Annotated in this window: 20 protein-coding genes; 3 read left to right on the top strand and 17 right to left on the bottom strand. The window is 51.6% G+C overall.

The window, feature by feature from the left end:
- Positions 1-28: 28 nt before the first annotated feature.
- Positions 29-847: a nitroreductase gene (locus CVV30_08925; protein ID PKL69661.1), complete on the bottom strand. Its 819-nt coding sequence runs from the start codon at positions 845-847 to the stop codon at positions 29-31.
- 99 nt (positions 848-946) lie between these two features.
- Here CVV30_08925 and CVV30_08920 point away from each other — a divergent pair, with 99 nt between their 5' ends.
- Together CVV30_08920 and CVV30_08915 are read left to right on the top strand one after the other, a co-directional pair.
- Positions 947-1297 carry a transcriptional regulator gene (locus CVV30_08920; protein PKL69660.1) on the top strand — a complete coding sequence of 117 codons (351 nt, stop codon included), beginning with the start codon at positions 947-949 and terminating at the stop codon, positions 1295-1297.
- Between the two features lie 187 nt (positions 1298-1484).
- A complete protein-coding gene (locus tag CVV30_08915; GenBank protein PKL69659.1) occupies positions 1485-2198 on the top strand; it encodes a DNA alkylation repair protein in 714 nt (237 codons plus the stop codon).
- 85 nt (positions 2199-2283) lie between these two features.
- Here the strand turns inward: CVV30_08915 and CVV30_08910 are convergent, their stop codons facing one another.
- The 10 genes from CVV30_08910 to CVV30_08865 all read right to left on the bottom strand — a co-directional run bounded on the left by CVV30_08910 (position 2284) and on the right by CVV30_08865 (position 9865).
- Positions 2284-2538 carry a hypothetical protein gene (locus CVV30_08910; protein ID PKL69658.1) on the bottom strand — a complete coding sequence of 85 codons (255 nt, stop codon included), beginning with the start codon at positions 2536-2538 and terminating at the stop codon, positions 2284-2286.
- 88 nt (positions 2539-2626) lie between these two features.
- On the bottom strand, positions 2627-3217 hold the full coding sequence (locus tag CVV30_08905; protein ID PKL69657.1) for a pyridoxal 5'-phosphate synthase glutaminase subunit PdxT: 591 nt from the start codon (positions 3215-3217) through the stop codon (positions 2627-2629).
- Entirely contained in the window at positions 3207-4103 is an 897-nt protein-coding gene (locus CVV30_08900) for a pyridoxal 5'-phosphate synthase lyase subunit PdxS (protein PKL69656.1), read from the bottom strand. The genes CVV30_08905 and CVV30_08900 overlap by 11 nt, the downstream gene beginning before the upstream one ends.
- Complete coding sequence (cobD, locus tag CVV30_08895) at positions 4100-5041, bottom strand: cobalamin biosynthesis protein CobD (protein ID PKL69655.1); 942 nt, start codon at positions 5039-5041, stop codon at positions 4100-4102. Before cobD ends, CVV30_08900 begins: the two co-directional genes overlap by 4 nt.
- The gene (locus CVV30_08890; protein ID PKL69654.1) at positions 5023-5592 is read right to left on the bottom strand and encodes a hypothetical protein; all 570 of its coding nucleotides are present in this window, start codon (positions 5590-5592) and stop codon (positions 5023-5025) included. Before CVV30_08890 ends, cobD begins: the two co-directional genes overlap by 19 nt.
- 11 nt (positions 5593-5603) lie before the next feature.
- Entirely contained in the window at positions 5604-5786 is a 183-nt protein-coding gene (locus CVV30_08885; GenBank protein ID PKL69653.1) for a hypothetical protein, read from the bottom strand.
- Positions 5786-6796 carry an adenylosuccinate synthetase gene (locus CVV30_08880; protein PKL69652.1) on the bottom strand — a complete coding sequence of 337 codons (1011 nt, stop codon included), beginning with the start codon at positions 6794-6796 and terminating at the stop codon, positions 5786-5788. The genes CVV30_08885 and CVV30_08880 overlap by 1 nt, the downstream gene beginning before the upstream one ends.
- Positions 6797-6904: 108 nt before the next feature.
- Entirely contained in the window at positions 6905-8062 is a 1158-nt protein-coding gene (locus tag CVV30_08875) for an aromatic amino acid aminotransferase (protein PKL69651.1), read from the bottom strand.
- 12 nt (positions 8063-8074) lie between these two features.
- Positions 8075-8566: an AsnC family transcriptional regulator gene (locus tag CVV30_08870; protein PKL69650.1), complete on the bottom strand. Its 492-nt coding sequence runs from the start codon at positions 8564-8566 to the stop codon at positions 8075-8077.
- 6 nt (positions 8567-8572) lie between these two features.
- Positions 8573-9865, bottom strand: a complete 1293-nt coding sequence (locus CVV30_08865; protein ID PKL69649.1) for a cell division control protein Cdc6 — start codon at positions 9863-9865, stop codon at positions 8573-8575.
- 539 nt (positions 9866-10404) lie between these two features.
- On the opposite strand from CVV30_08865, the gene CVV30_08860 reads away from it, so the two are divergent.
- Entirely contained in the window at positions 10405-10893 is a 489-nt protein-coding gene (locus CVV30_08860) for a molybdenum cofactor biosynthesis protein (GenBank protein PKL69648.1), read from the top strand.
- An 86-nt stretch (positions 10894-10979) separates the two neighbouring features.
- On the opposite strand, the gene CVV30_08855 is transcribed toward CVV30_08860, so the two are convergent.
- The 6 genes from CVV30_08855 to CVV30_08830 all read right to left on the bottom strand — a co-directional run bounded on the left by CVV30_08855 (position 10980) and on the right by CVV30_08830 (position 17342).
- Entirely contained in the window at positions 10980-11576 is a 597-nt protein-coding gene (locus CVV30_08855; protein ID PKL69647.1) for a hypothetical protein, read from the bottom strand.
- Between the two features lie 4 nt (positions 11577-11580).
- Complete coding sequence (locus CVV30_08850) at positions 11581-13755, bottom strand: extensin (GenBank protein ID PKL69646.1); 2175 nt, start codon at positions 13753-13755, stop codon at positions 11581-11583.
- A gap of 151 nt (positions 13756-13906) precedes the next feature.
- Positions 13907-14452: an RNA-processing protein gene (locus CVV30_08845; GenBank protein PKL69645.1), complete on the bottom strand. Its 546-nt coding sequence runs from the start codon at positions 14450-14452 to the stop codon at positions 13907-13909.
- A gap of 81 nt (positions 14453-14533) precedes the next feature.
- On the bottom strand, positions 14534-15262 hold the full coding sequence (locus CVV30_08840; protein PKL69789.1) for a serine/threonine protein kinase: 729 nt from the start codon (positions 15260-15262) through the stop codon (positions 14534-14536).
- Between the two features lie 81 nt (positions 15263-15343).
- Positions 15344-16285: a tyrosine--tRNA ligase gene (locus tag CVV30_08835; protein PKL69644.1), complete on the bottom strand. Its 942-nt coding sequence runs from the start codon at positions 16283-16285 to the stop codon at positions 15344-15346.
- Positions 16286-16310: 25 nt separating this feature from the next.
- Positions 16311-17342 (bottom strand): type II glyceraldehyde-3-phosphate dehydrogenase, encoded by a 1032-nt coding sequence (locus tag CVV30_08830; protein PKL69643.1) that lies wholly within the window; start codon positions 17340-17342, stop codon positions 16311-16313.
- Between the last annotated feature and the right edge of the window lie 62 nt (positions 17343-17404).

Here is a 17404-nt window from a genome sequence, read left to right as displayed (position 1 = left end):
CCTTTTTCCGGGTTAGTACATTCGCAGGTCACTGCCACGAAACCTCAAACGGTTTCCGGCGGGGGATACCGTAGATCTTGTACTGCGGGTGGCCGAACATCATCGCATAAGCTGATTTCCGTCCTGTGGGCAGACCGAGCTCCTTCTGGAGCGGTTCATAGGACATTGCTGCCATCGCAACAAAGCCGGCCCAGCAGGTGCCGATCCCAAACGCGGGGGCTGCGATGTCGAAATGGGTGAGTGCGATGATCGCATCCGTTTGTGCGACCGGGTTACCCTCCGGGATATGAGCAAAGAGCAGGTGCGGTGCACCCCGGCAGATAACATCCGTCCCGCTCTCCCATGCCCCGATCAGCCCCGGAACATAGCCACTCATGGGGTGGGTGGAATTGATAAGGGACTTCATCCACTCGACCGTCAGGCCGGCGATCATTTTCACCTTCTTTGGATCATGGACAACGATCCACTGTACCGGCTGGCCATTGCCACCGGAAGCCGCGTGCCGGGCGATATCAAGCACCTGTTCGATCTTCTCCTTCGGCACAGGATCTTTCGTGAAATGGCGTACTGACCGGCGTTTCTTAAGATAGAGTGCCAAGTCGTCAGAAGAGATCGTCCCGGCACCGGCCGGCAGGGGCACTCTCTCATCAGGGCGGACATTCAGGAGGAGGGCCTGCGATGGGCATGATATCTCGCAGTGCCCGCACTGGATGCACCTGCCGGTATTAGTATCCTGAACCCGGGGGAGGGCATTCTCATCAGCAGGATCGACGATGGCCATCGGACAGACAACAGAACAGATCCCGCACCGGGTACAGAGATCCTGATCAACAAGTATCGTGGTCATGAATAATCTACAAGAATGCATTCCACTTTTAGTTTATTATATACACCAGATGGGTTTTTGTAACATTATTTCCAATAAGTAACTATTGAAGGATTTCGAATGAAATGTGAAAAGACCCCTAAATGCAGCATAGGCAGTATCGTTGATATCATCGGGAACAAGTGGAACCTGCTCATTATCTGGCACCTGCGCAAAAGTGTCCTCAGGTTCACGGAACTCCAGAACAGGATGTGCGGGATCAATTCCAAAACAATAACCAAACATCTCCGGGATCTTGAGGAGCATGCTATTATTGACCGCAAAGTCTACCCGGAAGTTCCCCCTAGAGTCGAGTACTCCCTGACCGGGCGGGGCAAGGCACTCCTGCCAATCATTGAAGCGATGCTGGAGTGGGGCGGGAAGTATCCGCCGCCGGATGGAGCAGAAGAAAAAGACTGCAAGCCTGAATGAGGAGTGTCCCCGAGCGGGGTCACGGAGATAGGACCCTGAAATTTTTATAACCGGGAATTCCCCCGGGTCCGGGTTGTTCCGGATTCCCGGTGCTTTGATAGCATCCGGGCCATTCCTCCACGTCTAATTCATTTTCATCCCCCCGTCTGCCACATACCTTATCCTGTACACGCTCCTACCGGAGAATATGGACCCGGCTATTGAACAGATCCGGCAGGAGCTTAAACAACAGGCAGATCCCATCCTCCAAAAAAGCTCGAAGCGGTTTTTTAAAGAGGAAATTTTGTGTTATGGCTTGAAAACTGCCACCGTCATTGCCATTGCAAAAAAGCACTGGAAAGAGATCAAAAACCGGGATAAGAAAGAGATCTTCGCACTCTGCGAGGAGCTGTACCGATCCGGTTATATTGAAGAGTCCTTCATCGTTTCGAACTGGGCCCATGCCCTTTCAGGAAGGTACGAGCGGGACGATCTTCCCGTGTTCAGGCACTGGATCGATACCTACATCACCAATTGGGCGTCGTGCGATGGTTTCTGCAATCACACTATGGGCGACTTCATGGAACAATTCCCGGAATATATTGATGAACTCAAGCGCTGGACACCTTCCAAGAACCGGTGGATGCGTCGGGCAGCAGCAGTATCCCTGATTGTCCCGGCAAAACACGGAAAGTTCCTCAAAGAGTCCATGGAAATTGCCGACCTGCTTCTCGTGGATGATGACGATATGGTGCAGAAAGGCTATGGCTGGCTGCTAAAAGAAGCGAGCCGGAAGCATACCGATGAGATCTACTCCTACGTGATGAAAAACAAGAGAGTAATGCCCCGGACGGCGCTGCGGTATGCAATCGAACTGATGCCAAAGGAGATGAAAACAGAAGCAATGAAAAAGGATTGGTAAATAAAAAAATGACGCCACCCTTATCGTGCAGATAAGGGATTCACGTGCACTCCATTGATAATGATAGTGATGAAAGAGGTTTTCCTTATTCCATCATCCGGATATGATGTCCGCTTCCCTCGTCAAGTTGTTGTGCGACATGATCCTTAAGCTTCACAACCAGATCGGGGGAAATTAATTTTCCTGCCATCACATGAATTTCTTTTTTACCCGTGGTGGGGTTGACCTCGTAGGTCAGGACAAAATCCTCATGGTTTGCCATAGAAGAGAAGAGCAGATCGGTCACTGCTTCGTGAAACGGTTTTTCATCATTCTTCCGGCGCGTTTTTCTGATAGTCATTATGGTACGTAATACGCACCGGGTAATAAATATTCATCCTAAATTTTCCTGAATATGCGAAAAACGGAGGTCTGCCGGGGATCTGCCATTAAATCCCAATCTTTTTCAAAAACCGCTCATGCAGCCGGGTATCCCCGCCAAGTTCCGGATGAAACGACAGGGCCATGTGTTTTCCCTGCTCAACAGCAACGATCCCCTGGTCCAGCCTCGAGAGCACCGTAACACCGGCACCCGCGTGGGTTGCAACCGGTGCCCGGATAAAGATTGCATGGAACGGGCCGCCATCAATACCGGTTAAGGGAATGTCCGTTTCAAACGATTCCCGTTGCCGGCCGAATGCGTTCCGGTCCACGGTTATGTCGATAAGATTGAGGGTATTGATGCGGGGATCGTCCACGTGGGTTGCTACCAGCACCATACCGGCACAGGTTGCAAAAATACCGCCGGAAAAGGTGCGGATCGGCTCATAGAGATGATTCTTGTCAATAAGCCGGGAGATGGTGGTTGATTCCCCGCCGGGGAGGGCCAGTGCATGGCAGCCTTCCAGTTCAGCGGGGTTGCGTACGGTGACAACTTCGGAAGTTTCACCGTAACCGAGACGATCGAGTGCGAGCACAAACGCATCGATGTGCTCGCTCACGTTCCCCTGGAGCGCGAGAACCCCGATCTTAACGTCCACGGGTTCGCAGCACCTCATCGTCCCTGAGTTTATGGACGTCGAGCCCGGGCATCGCATCGCCAAGCCCGCGGCTTACCCGTGCGATAACCTCAGGTTCATTGAAGTGGTTTACGGCTTCGACAATCGCTTTTGCCATCAGCTCGGGATTCGTGGACTTGAAGATCCCTGATCCGACAAACACACCGTCTGCACCCAGCTGCATCATCATCGCGGCATCCGAAGGAGTGGCAATCCCACCTGCCGAGAAGTTCACCACGGGTAGCCTGCCGCGCTCGGCACATTCGATCACCAGTTCTGCGGGGGCTTCAATTGATCTGGCATAGACAGTCATCTCCTGTTTGTCCATGCCTTTAAGTTTGTGGATCTCCCCCATGATATTGCGCATGTGGCGTACTGCCTCGACAACATTACCGGTACCTGCCTCACCCTTGGTCCGGATCATGGCCGCACCTTCATTAATACGGCGCAACGCCTCACCCAGATCGCAGGCACCGCAGACAAAGGGTACCTTGAAGAGTTTCTTATCGATATGGTATTGCTCATCTGCCGGTGTCAGGACTTCGCTCTCATCGATCATGTCGACACCGAGCGTTTCGAGTACCTGCGCCTCGACAAAGTGGCCAATCCGCACTTTGCCCATGACAGGAATCGATACCGCGTCGATGATCTCCGTGACCTTCTGGGGGTCTGCCATGCGGGCAACCCCGCCCATCTTCCGGATATCTGAAGGCACGCGTTCCAGCGACATGACTGCAACGGCCCCGGCATCCTCGGCTATCTTTGCCTGTTCAGCGTTCACGACATCCATGATAACGCCCCCTTTCTGCATGGATGCAAAGCCGCGCTTGAGGAGCTCGGTACCGAATCTCAGTTCCTCGAGTTTCATATGGCGGTACTATTGATCAGCGATCCCAATAAAAACAGAGTACCCACGGCAATCAGCGCAAACATCACAGTTACCATGCGGGTTGCCTCCAGAATGTCTGCTCCTCCCTCGTCAAGTGTCCGTTCACCGTCACCGATTGTATAGACACCCGGTTTTTCAAAACGGATATCTACACCACCCGCCATTGTTGCCATCACAATCCCCCCATTGAACCCGGGGCGGTTCTTTCCATCCCGCCGCATAACCCTGAGGGCAGGGGAAAGACGTCCCCGCTGGAAAAAATGCAGCAGGAGCAGAAGGACTGTGATCCGGGCCGGTATGAAGTTAAGGATATCATCCATCCGGGCTGCGCACCACCCGATACGCTCGCGTTCGTCCCGGTATCCGAGCATCGCATCCATGGTATTGGCTGCACGGAAAACCGCAGCCCCGGTAATCCCGAACAGGGAGAAGAAGAAGAGCGGCGAGATGATACTGTCCGTGAGGTTTTCCGTCATGGATTCGTAGCCGGCAGAGAGAATGTGTTCGCGATCAAGAGTTGCCGTGTTGCGGGAGACCAGCATCTTCACCTTTTCCCGCCCCGTCTCAATGCCATCATTGAGAGCATCCACGACAGCGAGTGTATGTTCCTCGAGCGATCGCCATGCAAAACAACATTTCAGCAGGAACGGGGCGACAATCAGGTACCAGTACCAGGGGGCGAGGGCGGCAAAACAGTAAAACGGGGCGGCGAACAGGACAACGGTCACCAGCCAGAGAAAGGCTCCGGTAAATCGCTGGATTTTTGGAGAGAAATGTTCGGGCTTTCCCCACCAGCCAATGAACCGGCCAAGAAGTGCAACCGGGTGCAAAGCCGAATGGGGGTCCCCGATCAGCCGGTCAACCAGGAGAGCGGCAAAAAGGACTATCGCAACTGAAGCTAGCGCTGACGGTACCATGTGTAGAGTGCGCCAACAATGAGGATGATGAACGAGACAATATTCAACAGTTCAAGGGAAGTATAGAGCCAGGCGGTATAGAAAATAAGGGCAATTCCCATCATGACCATCAGGAGATGGGGGCGACCGCGGGCGATCGGCTGGATCGGCGATTCTTCTAAAATGATCGGTTTCTTTTGTAGCGGGAATATCACGTTCACCCGGGCGGTTGTTTTCATCCCGCCATACCCGGCGATAATTTCAAGATCAAAGAATCCTTCCTGAATATCGGTATATATGGGAATGGTCAGTACCGATTCATCAACAACATACAGGTTCTCGTGAAAAAAATCGGTGTACATGCTGGCATTTGCAGAAGAGGTCGTTATGTGAATCGGTGCCCCCCGGTTCAGGAATTTCACCCGCAGGCTGCTGCCGGTTGCCGCCTGGATCTTTTGCCTTGGCAGCTCGATCGAATTGATCCCGCTGCGATTAAGATATATCTCCGTACCGAAATCGTTCCCCCCGGTACCCGCAGAGATCAGTATAAAAAAGGGTAACGGGAAGATCATACCTCCACCTCTTATTCCTGGTGAGTCTGGGGAAGGAGATTGGGGATGCCTTCGCTGATGGGGTAGTCCACCCGGCATGCAGCACAATGCAGTCCGCCTTCCAGGATCTCTTTATCGTCCTCTTTGGTAACAGATAACACGAGATCCCCTTTGCAAACGGGACAACAGAGGATATCCATCAGGGAACGTCTCATTACAGCTCATTCCTCATATCAATAATCTGGGTGACTTCAGGGCCGGTGGAGATCAGGGGGATGGCGCATCCGATATCATCTTCCGCCTGTTTCAGGAAATCCTTTGCCTTCTTGGACAACTTCGAATACTCCCTGACGCCAAAGCAGTCCTGGTCCACACGATCAATACCGGTGATCGCAGCCTGCGTGCACCCGTTGATCATGGCAGAGTACCTGGCCATCTCCCCATCCCAGACGCCGATACGGCGCTTCCGGTGGGTGACGGTCCCGAACTCCTTGATCCCCATGCCATCGGATTTCTCAAACGACATCTCGGTGCTGAACGGGCCTTCCCCGACACGGGTGGGGTACGCCTTGAAGACCACGACTACATCATCAATCTTTGTCGGTCCTACACCGTTATCTGCCGCAATCTGGGAAGCGGAGGTATCTTTGCTGGTCACGAAAGGATAGGTTCCATAATAGAGGGAGATGCCAAAGCCCTGGGTACCTTCCAGCAGGACATTCTTTCCGTTCCTGAGCTCTTTATCGATAGCCATGGGTACATCGAGCAGGTATTCGGCAAGCTCGGGGACATCCTTGGCCTGAGGGGAGACCCGCATGACCCGGTCGGAGTTGGCAGGTCCGCATCCGGATCCTGTGCTGCCGATCGTTTTCGAAAGGTGGTCGCTCCCCTTATCCCGTGCAATGTGATCTTCGGTGATGATACCGCAGCGCTTGTCCACGAAGATACGCCCTTTTAACCCTAAGGTGTCAACCTCGGATTTCAGCACCCGGGGATCCACGAGCACGCCGCTCCCGATACAGAGTTTCGCGTCCTTATAGACAAAACCGGACGGGACCATGCGGACGCCGTATGTACTTTCTCCGACCTGGACAGTGTGTCCTGCATTCGGACCCACACCGCCGCGGGAGATGATTTCAGGTTTATCCTTGAAGGCAATGTGGGCAACAATCTTGCCTTTGCCCTCATCCCCAAAAAATCCACCAACGATGATAGTGCAGCTCATATTTGTTTCATGTAGTATAGGTTGAAGTGCAAAATAAACTATCCCTTGTCTCCTTTGTAACGGTCAATAGCAAGCGAGGGAGGGGAGAGGGGGAAGAAAAAAAGCGGATCAGAGACCGTTGATAAACGTCTCCATCCGGCCCAGTGCTTCTGACAGATCTTTTCTTGAGACCGCATAGGCACACCGGAGATGATCCTCGCCACCGGGACCAAAAACACTACCCGGAACAACCGCTATCTTCTGCTCCTTGAGCAGCCGTTCGGCAAATTCCACATCGGAAAGGCCAGTTTTTTTGACAGAGGGGAATGCATAGAACGCCCCCTCTGGCACATGACAGGTCAGACCAATACGGTTTAACCCGGCCACAAACATGTTGCGCCGGAGGCGGTACTCGTTGACCATGCTGTTCTTATCCTCCTCCGCTGACCGGAGTGCCTCGAGCGCCCCGACCTGGCCCATCACGGGCGCACAGAGCATAATATACTGGTGGATCTTGAGCGCTGCATCGCAAAGCTCCTTAGGGGCACAGAGGTACCCGATTCGCCACCCGGTCATTGCATACGCCTTGGAAAAACCATTCAGCGTGATCGTCCGCTCCCAGAGATCACTGACCGTTGCAGCCGCAACATGGGTGCTGTCGTAGGTTAATTCTGCGTAGACCTCATCGCTGATCAGCAGGATGTCCTTATCGATTACGATATCGGCGATCGCTTTGAGATCGCTCCCGTTCATCACCGCTCCGGTCGGGTTGTTGGGGAAGTTGATGATCAGTGCCTTGGTCTTTGGCGTGATCTGTTCCAGCAGGGCATCGGGATTGAGCTTGAAGTGATCCTTTTCTGTGCACCGGACCGGGACCGGCTTTCCTCCCGAAAGGGTTACACAGGGTGCATAGGAGACATAGCTGGGCTGGGCGATGGCTACTTCGTCACCCGGATCAACAACAGAACGTATCGCTATATCGAGTGCCTCGGATACCCCGCTGGTGATGATGATCTCATCATTGCTGGTGTACGGGAGATTGTAGTGCTGACCGAGATACCGGGACAAGGCATCCCTTAATGACTGGAGGCCTTTGTTGGAGGTATAGGAAGTCGTTCCCTGCTCGATGGAGTAGATACTCGATTCGCAGATGTTCCAGGGCGTCCGGAAATCCGGTTCGCCGACACCCAGCGAGATTACGTTGTCCATCGTGAGCGCCAGATCAAAAAATTTCCTGATCCCGGATGGAGGGATCATTTTCGCCCGTTCTGAAACAAAGTTGCGCATTCTCAAAAAACCTCAGAAGGAGTACGGGAGACGCTCAGACTCCGCCTGCTCAAAAAGCGTGTGACCGTTTTCTTTATACGACTTCATGATAATATGCGTCGCAGTCTCGCGTATCCGGTCCATGGGTGCAACATGTTCGGACACGAAACGGGAAACCTCCTGCATATTCTTGCCCGACACGACAAGCTGAAGATCGTAGGTACCGGTCATGAGCCGCAGGGTCTTGACCTGCCGGAACCGCGAGAGGCGTTCTGCGATCCGGTCATAACCAAAATCGCGTTCAGGACTGACTTTCAGTTCGATGATCGCCGAGACCTCGCCGTTGCCTGCCCGTTCCCAGTTGATAACCGTGGAATACCGTTTTATTACCTGTGCAGCTTCGAGTGCGTGAACCCGGCTCTCGACATCGGCTGTTGAGAGAGTGGTCATGGTCGAAATTTCTTCCGCTGAGAGCCGGCTGTTCTCCTCTAAGATACGGAGGAGTTCGAGATCCTTTTCATCCATCATTAATCACCTGAACCAAGTTTTCAACCACTTTGCTTCCATCTTGGAAACATCAATATCCTTAAGCCCGTTGAGCCGTGGATCTTTCAGGACAACCTCGCGGATCTTGTCCGTGTTGGAGTCAAACCACATCTCTTTTGTCCTGCCATACCGCCCGCGACTCACGACCCGGGTATTGATCACCCCGAGCATGTTGAGTTCCGAGATGAGATCGGTGATCCTGCGGTGGGTGAGCACATCGAGCTGGATGCCCGGGGCGATATCCTGGTAGATACGTGAGACTTCCCCGCTCGTAAAGATATTCTGGCCCAGCTGCTCCAGGATCAGCATCGAGAAGAGGATCAGTTTGCTCTGGGTCGGCAGGGTTGCGATGCATTCGATCATGCTATCGGTTTCGATCTTTGCCTGCGCTTGTTTGACGTGTTCCTCGGTAACCTGCGAGGATTCGTCCCGATCGGCCAATTCACCTGAGATCCTGAACAGGTCAAGTGCCCGCCGGGCGTCACCATGCTCCTGTGCCGCCAGTGCAGAACAGAGGGGAATAACACCTTCTGCAAGTGCTCCTGCAATAAATGCCCCGTCAGCGCGCTGTGCAAGGATATCGACCAGCTGGGGTGCATTGTACGGAGGGAATACGATCTCTTCTTCCGAGAGTGAGGAGAGTACTCGGGGATCTAAGAAGTCCTTGAAACTCAGGTCATTTGAGATACCGATGATACTGACTTTTGAATTTTTCAAATCGGAGTTGATGCGGGTGAGATTATACAGCGTGTCATCCCCGCTCTTTTTGACGAGTTTGTCGATCTCGTCCAGTACGATGACCAGGACACCCCCACTGGCTTCGAGCTGGTTCTTGAGCTCGGCATACACCTGATCGGTGGGCCACCCGGTCATGGGTATGTGGGTGCGTGTTTTGTCACTCCCCAGTTCTTCAGATACATCAAGACTCTTGGCAATCTGGGCAAGCACCCGGTACTGGGTATCGATCACTTCACAGTTCAGATGAACGAGACGGCAGACGGGACCCATCGTGCTGCTTGCTTTTTCCAGCTCGGTGCCGACATACCGTACACAGGCCGTCTTACCTGTACCGGTCTTCCCATAGATCAGGATATTCGAGGGGGTTTCGTTCCTCAAAGAAGGGGCAAGAATAGACGCCACTTCTTCAATCTGTGGTTTTCGGTGAGGGAGGATCTGGGGGCGATAGGAGTGCCTCAGCACTTCACGATCTTTGAATATCCGGTTATTGGTAAGATATTTTTTGAATAATCCCGTTGATGGGTCTTCTGGTTCGGGCATAGTTACTCTGTAGTGGAGAGAATTGGTGCGAATACCCTAAAAAACGATCGGTATATTCAGGATATTAACCCCCCCACTTCGATTGGAAATAATGTAATATACCCTTTAAAAAGCCAAATGTGACCTAATATTAAAATTTATTCCTAATTATTTTAATTTAATTTTATAGGATGTATTTTCAGATTGTACTTATTTCTTTGATAATTTTCTTAAATCCCTGGAGAAATCATATGATTTGGTAATGAGGGGGGGGACCCCTTTTCTTCGTGTGGAACTTTTAAAAAATACCACTGGGTATTATTTTAAACACAATAAAAACAGCCAGTTCTATATATTTTATTATTAATATATATAATGATCGAATTGATTGCAGGAAAAATATTTTCAAGGTTTTTTATTACTTCGAAAAAGGTAGAAGAGGTAAAATTTTAGGAAATCTCCACTGGAAATAAAGGGGTGGCGCCTAGAAAACCATGAAAATACCGATTATTTTAACCTAAGATTTTTATTAATGCTTCTTTTACCATATTATCACTCATATGAACCAGAATCACCTGCGATCCATTGAGGTTTTTGCGGCAATTATCACCGTTTCCACCACAAGAAACAAGGAAAATGATACCAGCGGGGCAGCAATATCCACCTTGCTCACAGGAGCCGGTATCGCTGTAAGCCATTATGCAATTGTTCCTGACCGGATAGATGCGATCCGGAACGAGCTGTATGCAGCTATGAAAACAGCAAACTGCATTATTATCAATGGGGGGACCGGCCTGACTTTTGATGATTGTACTATCGAAGCCGTTACACCACTCCTTGAAAAAAAAATAGATGGGTTTGGTGAATTCTTCCGGATGAAAAGTATTCAGGAAATCGGAACAGCATCCATGCTTTCGCGTGCAATTGCCGGTGTGATTTATGGAAAGGTAATTTTCTGCATCCCCGGATCAACACCGGCTGTCACCCTTGCAATGAAGGAACTGATCCTTCCGGAGACGGTCCATATCCTTTCCCATATCAATAAGTAATTCAGCAGGCATTTAACGGCGAGGCATATTCCTCATCGCTACCCTTTTTAGGATGCGCACCTGGTGTCTGCCATACCATTGGACTCTTACCGGTATACTTCCAGTAAGGCAATTCGTTCGAGGATGAGATCGGTGAGGCGATCACCATTGGTTGTGGCCAGTTCTTCCCGGGTGATATTGAACAGATCCATAAGATATGCCTGCTTTTGAGAATCTATACCGCTCCAGGCATCTTCCACAACATGAATCAAGGGGGCGAGGGCATCCCATAGGTTATCGCACTCCGGATAGCAGCAGACATACAGATGGTTCTCTCCTGAGTGAATTCCAAATGGTGCAGCCAGGGAACACTGCCGGGAACCTGCAGCAAATAAGAGCGCCTCCATTTCCAGGGTATTCGAGACCATCTTCCCTTTAGTAAAGGAGCGTACTGCATGGCAAAGTGCCGTATGAGCATGCCGCGTTCCCGCAAGCATATCGGCATTAAAACAGATGATATGGGTATTATGCGCATTCGCTATAGTCTGGATGTCCTGGAGAAATGCAGCACGATCATTAATGGTTGCGATCGCAGCACGAATCTCATAGGTACTGCCATTGCAGGTAAAAGGTCCACCGACCTTCTGGTTTTTGTGCCCGTTGTTTTCATCATGTGATCCTGCTGTACCGTTGTTTCCCGTCATTCAGTCACCCGAATTTTGACAGCGTTGACTGTCCGCGTGCAATATCACTAGGTGCATCAGCATCCATCTCTCCTGATGTTAAACGCCGGGATTTATCCAGTTGTGCAAAGAGCTGTTCTGCAATTCCCCGTCCAAGGATCTTTGTTGCCGTCTCAATGCCAGCTGCATCCAGTGTTCCCGGCGAAGTAATGCCATTGTTAAAAAGGCGTCGGGCACGGACACGTCCTATTCCACGCAGTTTCACGAGTGGGAGCAGTTCACGCCGGATCCCATTTTTCATACAGATCTCATATTCCCTGATCTTCGTGTGGATAGCGGGTGCAAACATCCTTGCCAGTTCAACGCTGGCGTGGAGCAGCCAGTTCACGCTCTCTACCATACCGTAGAGATCCCCGGGACCCACAGAATACCGCTCGCAGATCTTTGCATCGGGCAGCTCATCGGTCCAATCGGAAAGGAGCATCGTCGTCTTGAGTGCCCGGTAGTAGGGCTCCGACTCCTCTTCATCCTGCGGCGGTTCAAGCCAGAGTTCACCGGCATGCGCCTCTATCATGCGATCGAGAGCGGGAAGATCGGTGTTCCTTGCATAGAGCTTAGGCATATCAGGGGTACTGCAGATGGTCTGGAGGACTCCGATATCTGCATAACCGTCGTTTTTCCGGAGATTGCTGACAATAAGCGCTGCACTTCGGGGATCGATATACAACCGGGAGACCAGGCTGCCAAACTCGGTTGCGCCCAGATGCTCTCCCACTTCGACAACCATCTCGGATGATACGAGGAAAGCAAGTGCGGCATCCACGGCTTTTTTCATCAGCCGGCCCTGCCGGTGCTCATGGACATAAAAAGTCCGGTCCATAAAATCGGCGAGTTCGGCCCGGGTAGCGGCAAAACCCGATGCGATAAGGGAGAGCACGTGGGTGTAAAGTGCATCGGGTTCAGCAATTTTGGAATGGATATTTTCTGCAGGGGCATCGATATACCGGTCGAAGAGCTCTTCTACCTGCCCCTCATCTTTTGCGATAAGGACAGCCTCACCATAGGGATCGAGTCGCGGCCGGCCGGCTCTTCCCGCCATCTGGTGGTATTCGCTCGCCGGGATTGGCTGCATCCCCTCGCCGGCAGAAAACCGCAGGTAATCCCGTACGATCACCCGGCGTGCAGGCAGGTTGAGCCCCGCAGCCAGGGTCGGTGTGGATGAGATGGACTTAATCAGCCCTTTCCGGAATCCCTCTTCCACGATCGCACGTTCAGGCCGGCTCAGCCCGGCATGGTGGAAAGCAGCGCCTTTTGCCACACAGGCTGCCAGCGTTTTGACCATCTCCGTTTCTGCACCTTTACTGAGCTTCTCTGCATAGGCGGCAAGAGCAGGATCTTCACTTTTTATTGCGCCGGCAGCCCGCTTTGCGAACGCTTCTGCATTCCGTCGGGAGGAGACAAAAACAAGACACTGCCCCCCCTCCTCGATAGTATCAAGGCAGAGGTTGAGATCATCAAAATTCTTTGAGACCTGTTTTACCGGGCGTTCCCGGTCCTTGAAATGAATGCGGTTGTTGCAGAACACACCCTGCCGCAGATCGACCGGGCGCCAGTTGCTGGTGACCAGTTCGGCTTCCAGCCAGCCTGCAAGCATCTTTGGATTGCCGATCGTTGCGGAAAGCCCGATCACCTGCATGGTCGGATTTCGGCACCGCATCTTTGCGATCACGACTTCAAGCGTTGGCCCGCGACCATCGGAGTCGATCAGATGAATCTCATCGATAACAATCAGGGTGATATTGCTGATCCAGCGGGCATTGTTGCGCAGGAGCGAATCCACCTTTTCACTCGTAGCAACAATGATATCGTTCCTACCCAGCATATCATCGCGCCGGTCAAGATCGCCTGTTGAAATACCAACGCGGACACCCTTGTTACCGAATTCATCAAATTTCTCGCTTGCGAGGGCTTTTAAGGGGACAATATACAGGCATTTCCCCCCAGTAGCGATGTGACCGTGCATCGCCATCTCGGCGATAAGGGTTTTTCCGCTTGCCGTTGGGATTGCAACAAGGAGGTTTTTTCCGGTGAGCATACCCCGCTCAACACATTCTGCCTGGGGTGGATAGAGTTCCGTGATGCCCGCCTGCGTGTACTGGTGTTTGAGGCTTGCCGGAATCGGAAGTTCATGGATCAGCATGCGAAATCCCTTTTAAACCCCTTTAATTCCACTGAAACACTCATGTATTTTCGGTATTTTTTAAAATTACGCTTTTATTCGATATTTATTCTCCAGTGGAAATACAGCAAACTTATAAATATTGTTGCGGGATTTTCAAATATTGCCGCAATCAATAATAATAACTTATCATATCCTGTTTTGCTTCTTTCTTCTTCCGGTCAAGGAAAGCAAAGACATTCTCGTGGGGCACGCCCTCAATCAGCATGTCCACGGCAGTCCGGGCGGTTTTGAGCTGCTCAGGATAGCCGATCATGGCAACGGTCTTCCCGAACACCGAGATCTCCACATCGGTCATATCTTCGATCTGTTCCCGTGCCCTGCCATCCTTGCCGATGATCCGGCCCCGGAGCCGGTCCAGCTGGCGCGGACCATCTGCCATTCCCGAAAGATCAATGACTTCGAGCAGAAGATCTTCATCATCGATCATCTCGAATGCGCGTTCCGGAGAGAATCCGTAGTTGATGGCGTTGATGATCTCGACACACCGGAGAAGGGAGATCGTGTGCTCTTCAGTCCCTTCAACTTTTACGATCCCCTCTTTGCTGTCGATGGTGATGGTGGCGTGGGTTTTGGCCTCGAGCTCTCTCTTGGTAGCTCCGCCTTTTCCAATAAGGACACCCACCCTGCTTCCGGCAATCTTGACTTCCTGTATCATGTTTGTTTCACCTTGGTTTTGATAGGATTATATTTTAATTGCATAACGTTGCGACACTCATCCATTGGCAGTCAACGGTTATCATGGTTCGGCAGCATTCAGTCCGGTAACCGCATTGAAGAGATCGATGTCCCCCCGGGTTTCGCACCGGTTTTTGAAATACCGGTTGATATTGCGAATATCCCGCATTAAAAACTGGAGCGCCCGGGGGTGATCCTTGGTCACGGACTGGCCCATGTCTATGAAATAGAGCTGGTCACCATATAAAATATTGAACTCGCTCAAATCTGCGTGCACCAGCTCCGCTTTGTTGTACAGGATATCGATCGTGTCGGTGATCTCCTTATAGATCGCTGCAGGATCTTCCATCTCGACATTCCGCAGTTGTGGGTAAGCAGTCTCTCCGTCCCCTAAAAACGACATGATCAGGATATTCCTGTCCCATACGAGAGGTTCAGGAACTGCGATGCCGGCATCCCGGGCCCGTACGAGATTGGAAAATTCCTTTCTGGTCCAGGCAAAGATTAGATCTTTTTTTGCCTTTTTTACATGAGAGAACCTGCGGTCACCGGTGACATAGGAACTCATTGTGGTGAAGTTTGCGGTACGGATACGGTAGATTTTGATGGCAATTGTTGCCCCGTCCCGCTCACCGTAGAATACATTGGCTTCCTTGCCGGTACTGATAGAACCACCAATCACCGACAACCATTTTTTATGTACCAGTTTGTAAAGGGCAAGAAGGGTGACTTCGTCAAAGACATCCTCCCGTACCTTGAACATATTCGCATCCTTGATGCGGATACCCATTTCCTCGAGGCGCTGATCGAACTTATCTTCTTTTTTCTCTAAATTCACGGGGGGTCACATTCCTAAAATATTCCGGGACAATTATTTGATATAATCCCGCACCGGTGCAAGGATCTCTATCAGGGAATCGCCACAGGATTTCTTGAGATCCATCGGGTGGACTTCGCCTTTGCCATAAGCACCCTCCAGATCCATATAGCTTGAGAACGTCCGGTCGCCGCCAAATTTCTCCGGTCGCTTGATGGTTATCTCGGGCAGGCGCGGGAAGATGTGGTGCTGGAAGATCTGGAGTACCGGGTTTTCAGGGATCTCCGGTGGACAGAATGCTTTCTGGCATTTCTTCTTGATCTCCTCCTCAGTGTCTGCAACAGAGATATAGTTACCCTGAGAAGAGGACATCTTCTTACCATCTATCCCGTTCAGGATCGGGGTATGAATGCAGACGGGTGCTGCATAGCCGAAGTTGACCAGGTGCTCCCGTGCAAGCATATGGATCTTGCGTTGGTCGATTCCTCCGACCGCTGCATCAGCACCAAGCATCGCAATATCGGCCATCTGCATGATCGGGTAGATCATCTGGGAGACGGTGGGGTGATCCATCTGCCGACCCACCTCGTCCATGCTGCGTGTTGCACGGTTGAGCGTGATCTGTTGCGAGAGCTGGAGCACAAGCAGCTCATAATCCCGGTTGAGCTGGAGATCGGACCCGAGAACGTACCTGACATTTTTCAGTCCGAGCCCTTCGAAACAGCGGCGGTTATAGTCAGCAAGTTCCTGCACTTTTTCCATGGTTCCCTTGCGGTTCAGGAAAGCATGCACATCAGCCAGCAGCACAATGACTTCAAACCCGGCTGCCTGGAGATCCACCAGTTTGTTTACGGTAACCAGATGGCCGAGATGAATCTCACCGCTGGGTTCGTATCCTGCATAGACCTTTTTCGTGGGTTTGTTAAGTAGCGAACGGAGATCGTCTTCGGTTACGATCTCGACTGTATTACGGGTAACCCGTTCGTACGCGTCCATTGAAAAGAATGGGTGATGATGGGTGTTAATGGTTGTTCTGGATCGGTGTAAACCCAAGTGCATCGTTGGTGGTTTTTATGGACGCCGCCCCATCCTTCTGCACACCCATCATCGCGCGGATCGCATCAACGTTTTCAACAACGACATCGGCTTCCTGATGGATTGCCTGGAAGAAACAGAGCTCGTTTTTGTTCGCGTAGATTGAATCTTCAAAGATACAGTTCTCGTACAGATCGGATCGTTGTCTTCCCAGATCCATGGCGAACTCCTTGAGCTCTGCAGTACTTCTGATACCAACACTCTTTTTTATCAGGCCCAGCCGGGGATGGTTGTTGATCAGTTCGATGACGCGGTCCCTTGAAACATCTTTTTTCGTGGTGATCCGGATCGCATGCATGTGCATCATCGTGGTTGGCACGATCATGGCCATGGTAACAATCGAAATATGGGGGAGCACGGACAGAACATCCGGGCCGTGGTGGCTGGGAACACTTACAGGATCCAGAACAATCGCATCGATGGGGCCTTTTTTGATCTCCCCGGGGTCGGAACCGCGTCGTACCATGATCGCGTGCACATGAGTGACGCCGTATTCCTTATCGATGGCATGGATAATCCTGCAAAGACCCGTTGTGTTACAAGAGACAACCCTGACAAACTGTCTGCCGATTGCATCCTTGTAGTTGCAGGATGAATTGAATGAGAACCCGGCGATCTCATGATCCTCTCCGCCCTGCCAGAGCGCCTTTTTCCCCAGTCTCTCATACATTGGTTTATTCGTAGCCCCGACATCGCCCGGTGTTGCATCGACAATGATGTCAGCAGCTTTACACATGTCTTCTACGGATCCCGCAACAGAAAGACCGACTTTTTCAAAAGCGGCTTTCTTGGAAAGATCGGCGATATAGAGTGGATACCCCCGCTGTTTTGCAACAAAGGCCTCAGCATTGGGGCGGGTCTTTGAGACACCGATCACTTTCATGTCTTTCTGAGCAGCGACCGCATCGGCAACCCGCTTGCCGATCGTACCATACCCGTTGATGGCAACTTTGATCATACAATCCTACTTGACGCTGGTACAGAAAAAACTATGCGGAATGATTGCGGGCACCACGGGTG

The organism is Methanomicrobiales archaeon HGW-Methanomicrobiales-1 (genome assembly GCA_002839675.1).
Lineage (GTDB): Archaea > Halobacteriota > Methanomicrobia > Methanomicrobiales > Methanospirillaceae > Methanoregula.
Note: the sequence above shows the minus strand (reverse complement) of the source record. Positions and strands in the feature narration are given on the sequence as shown.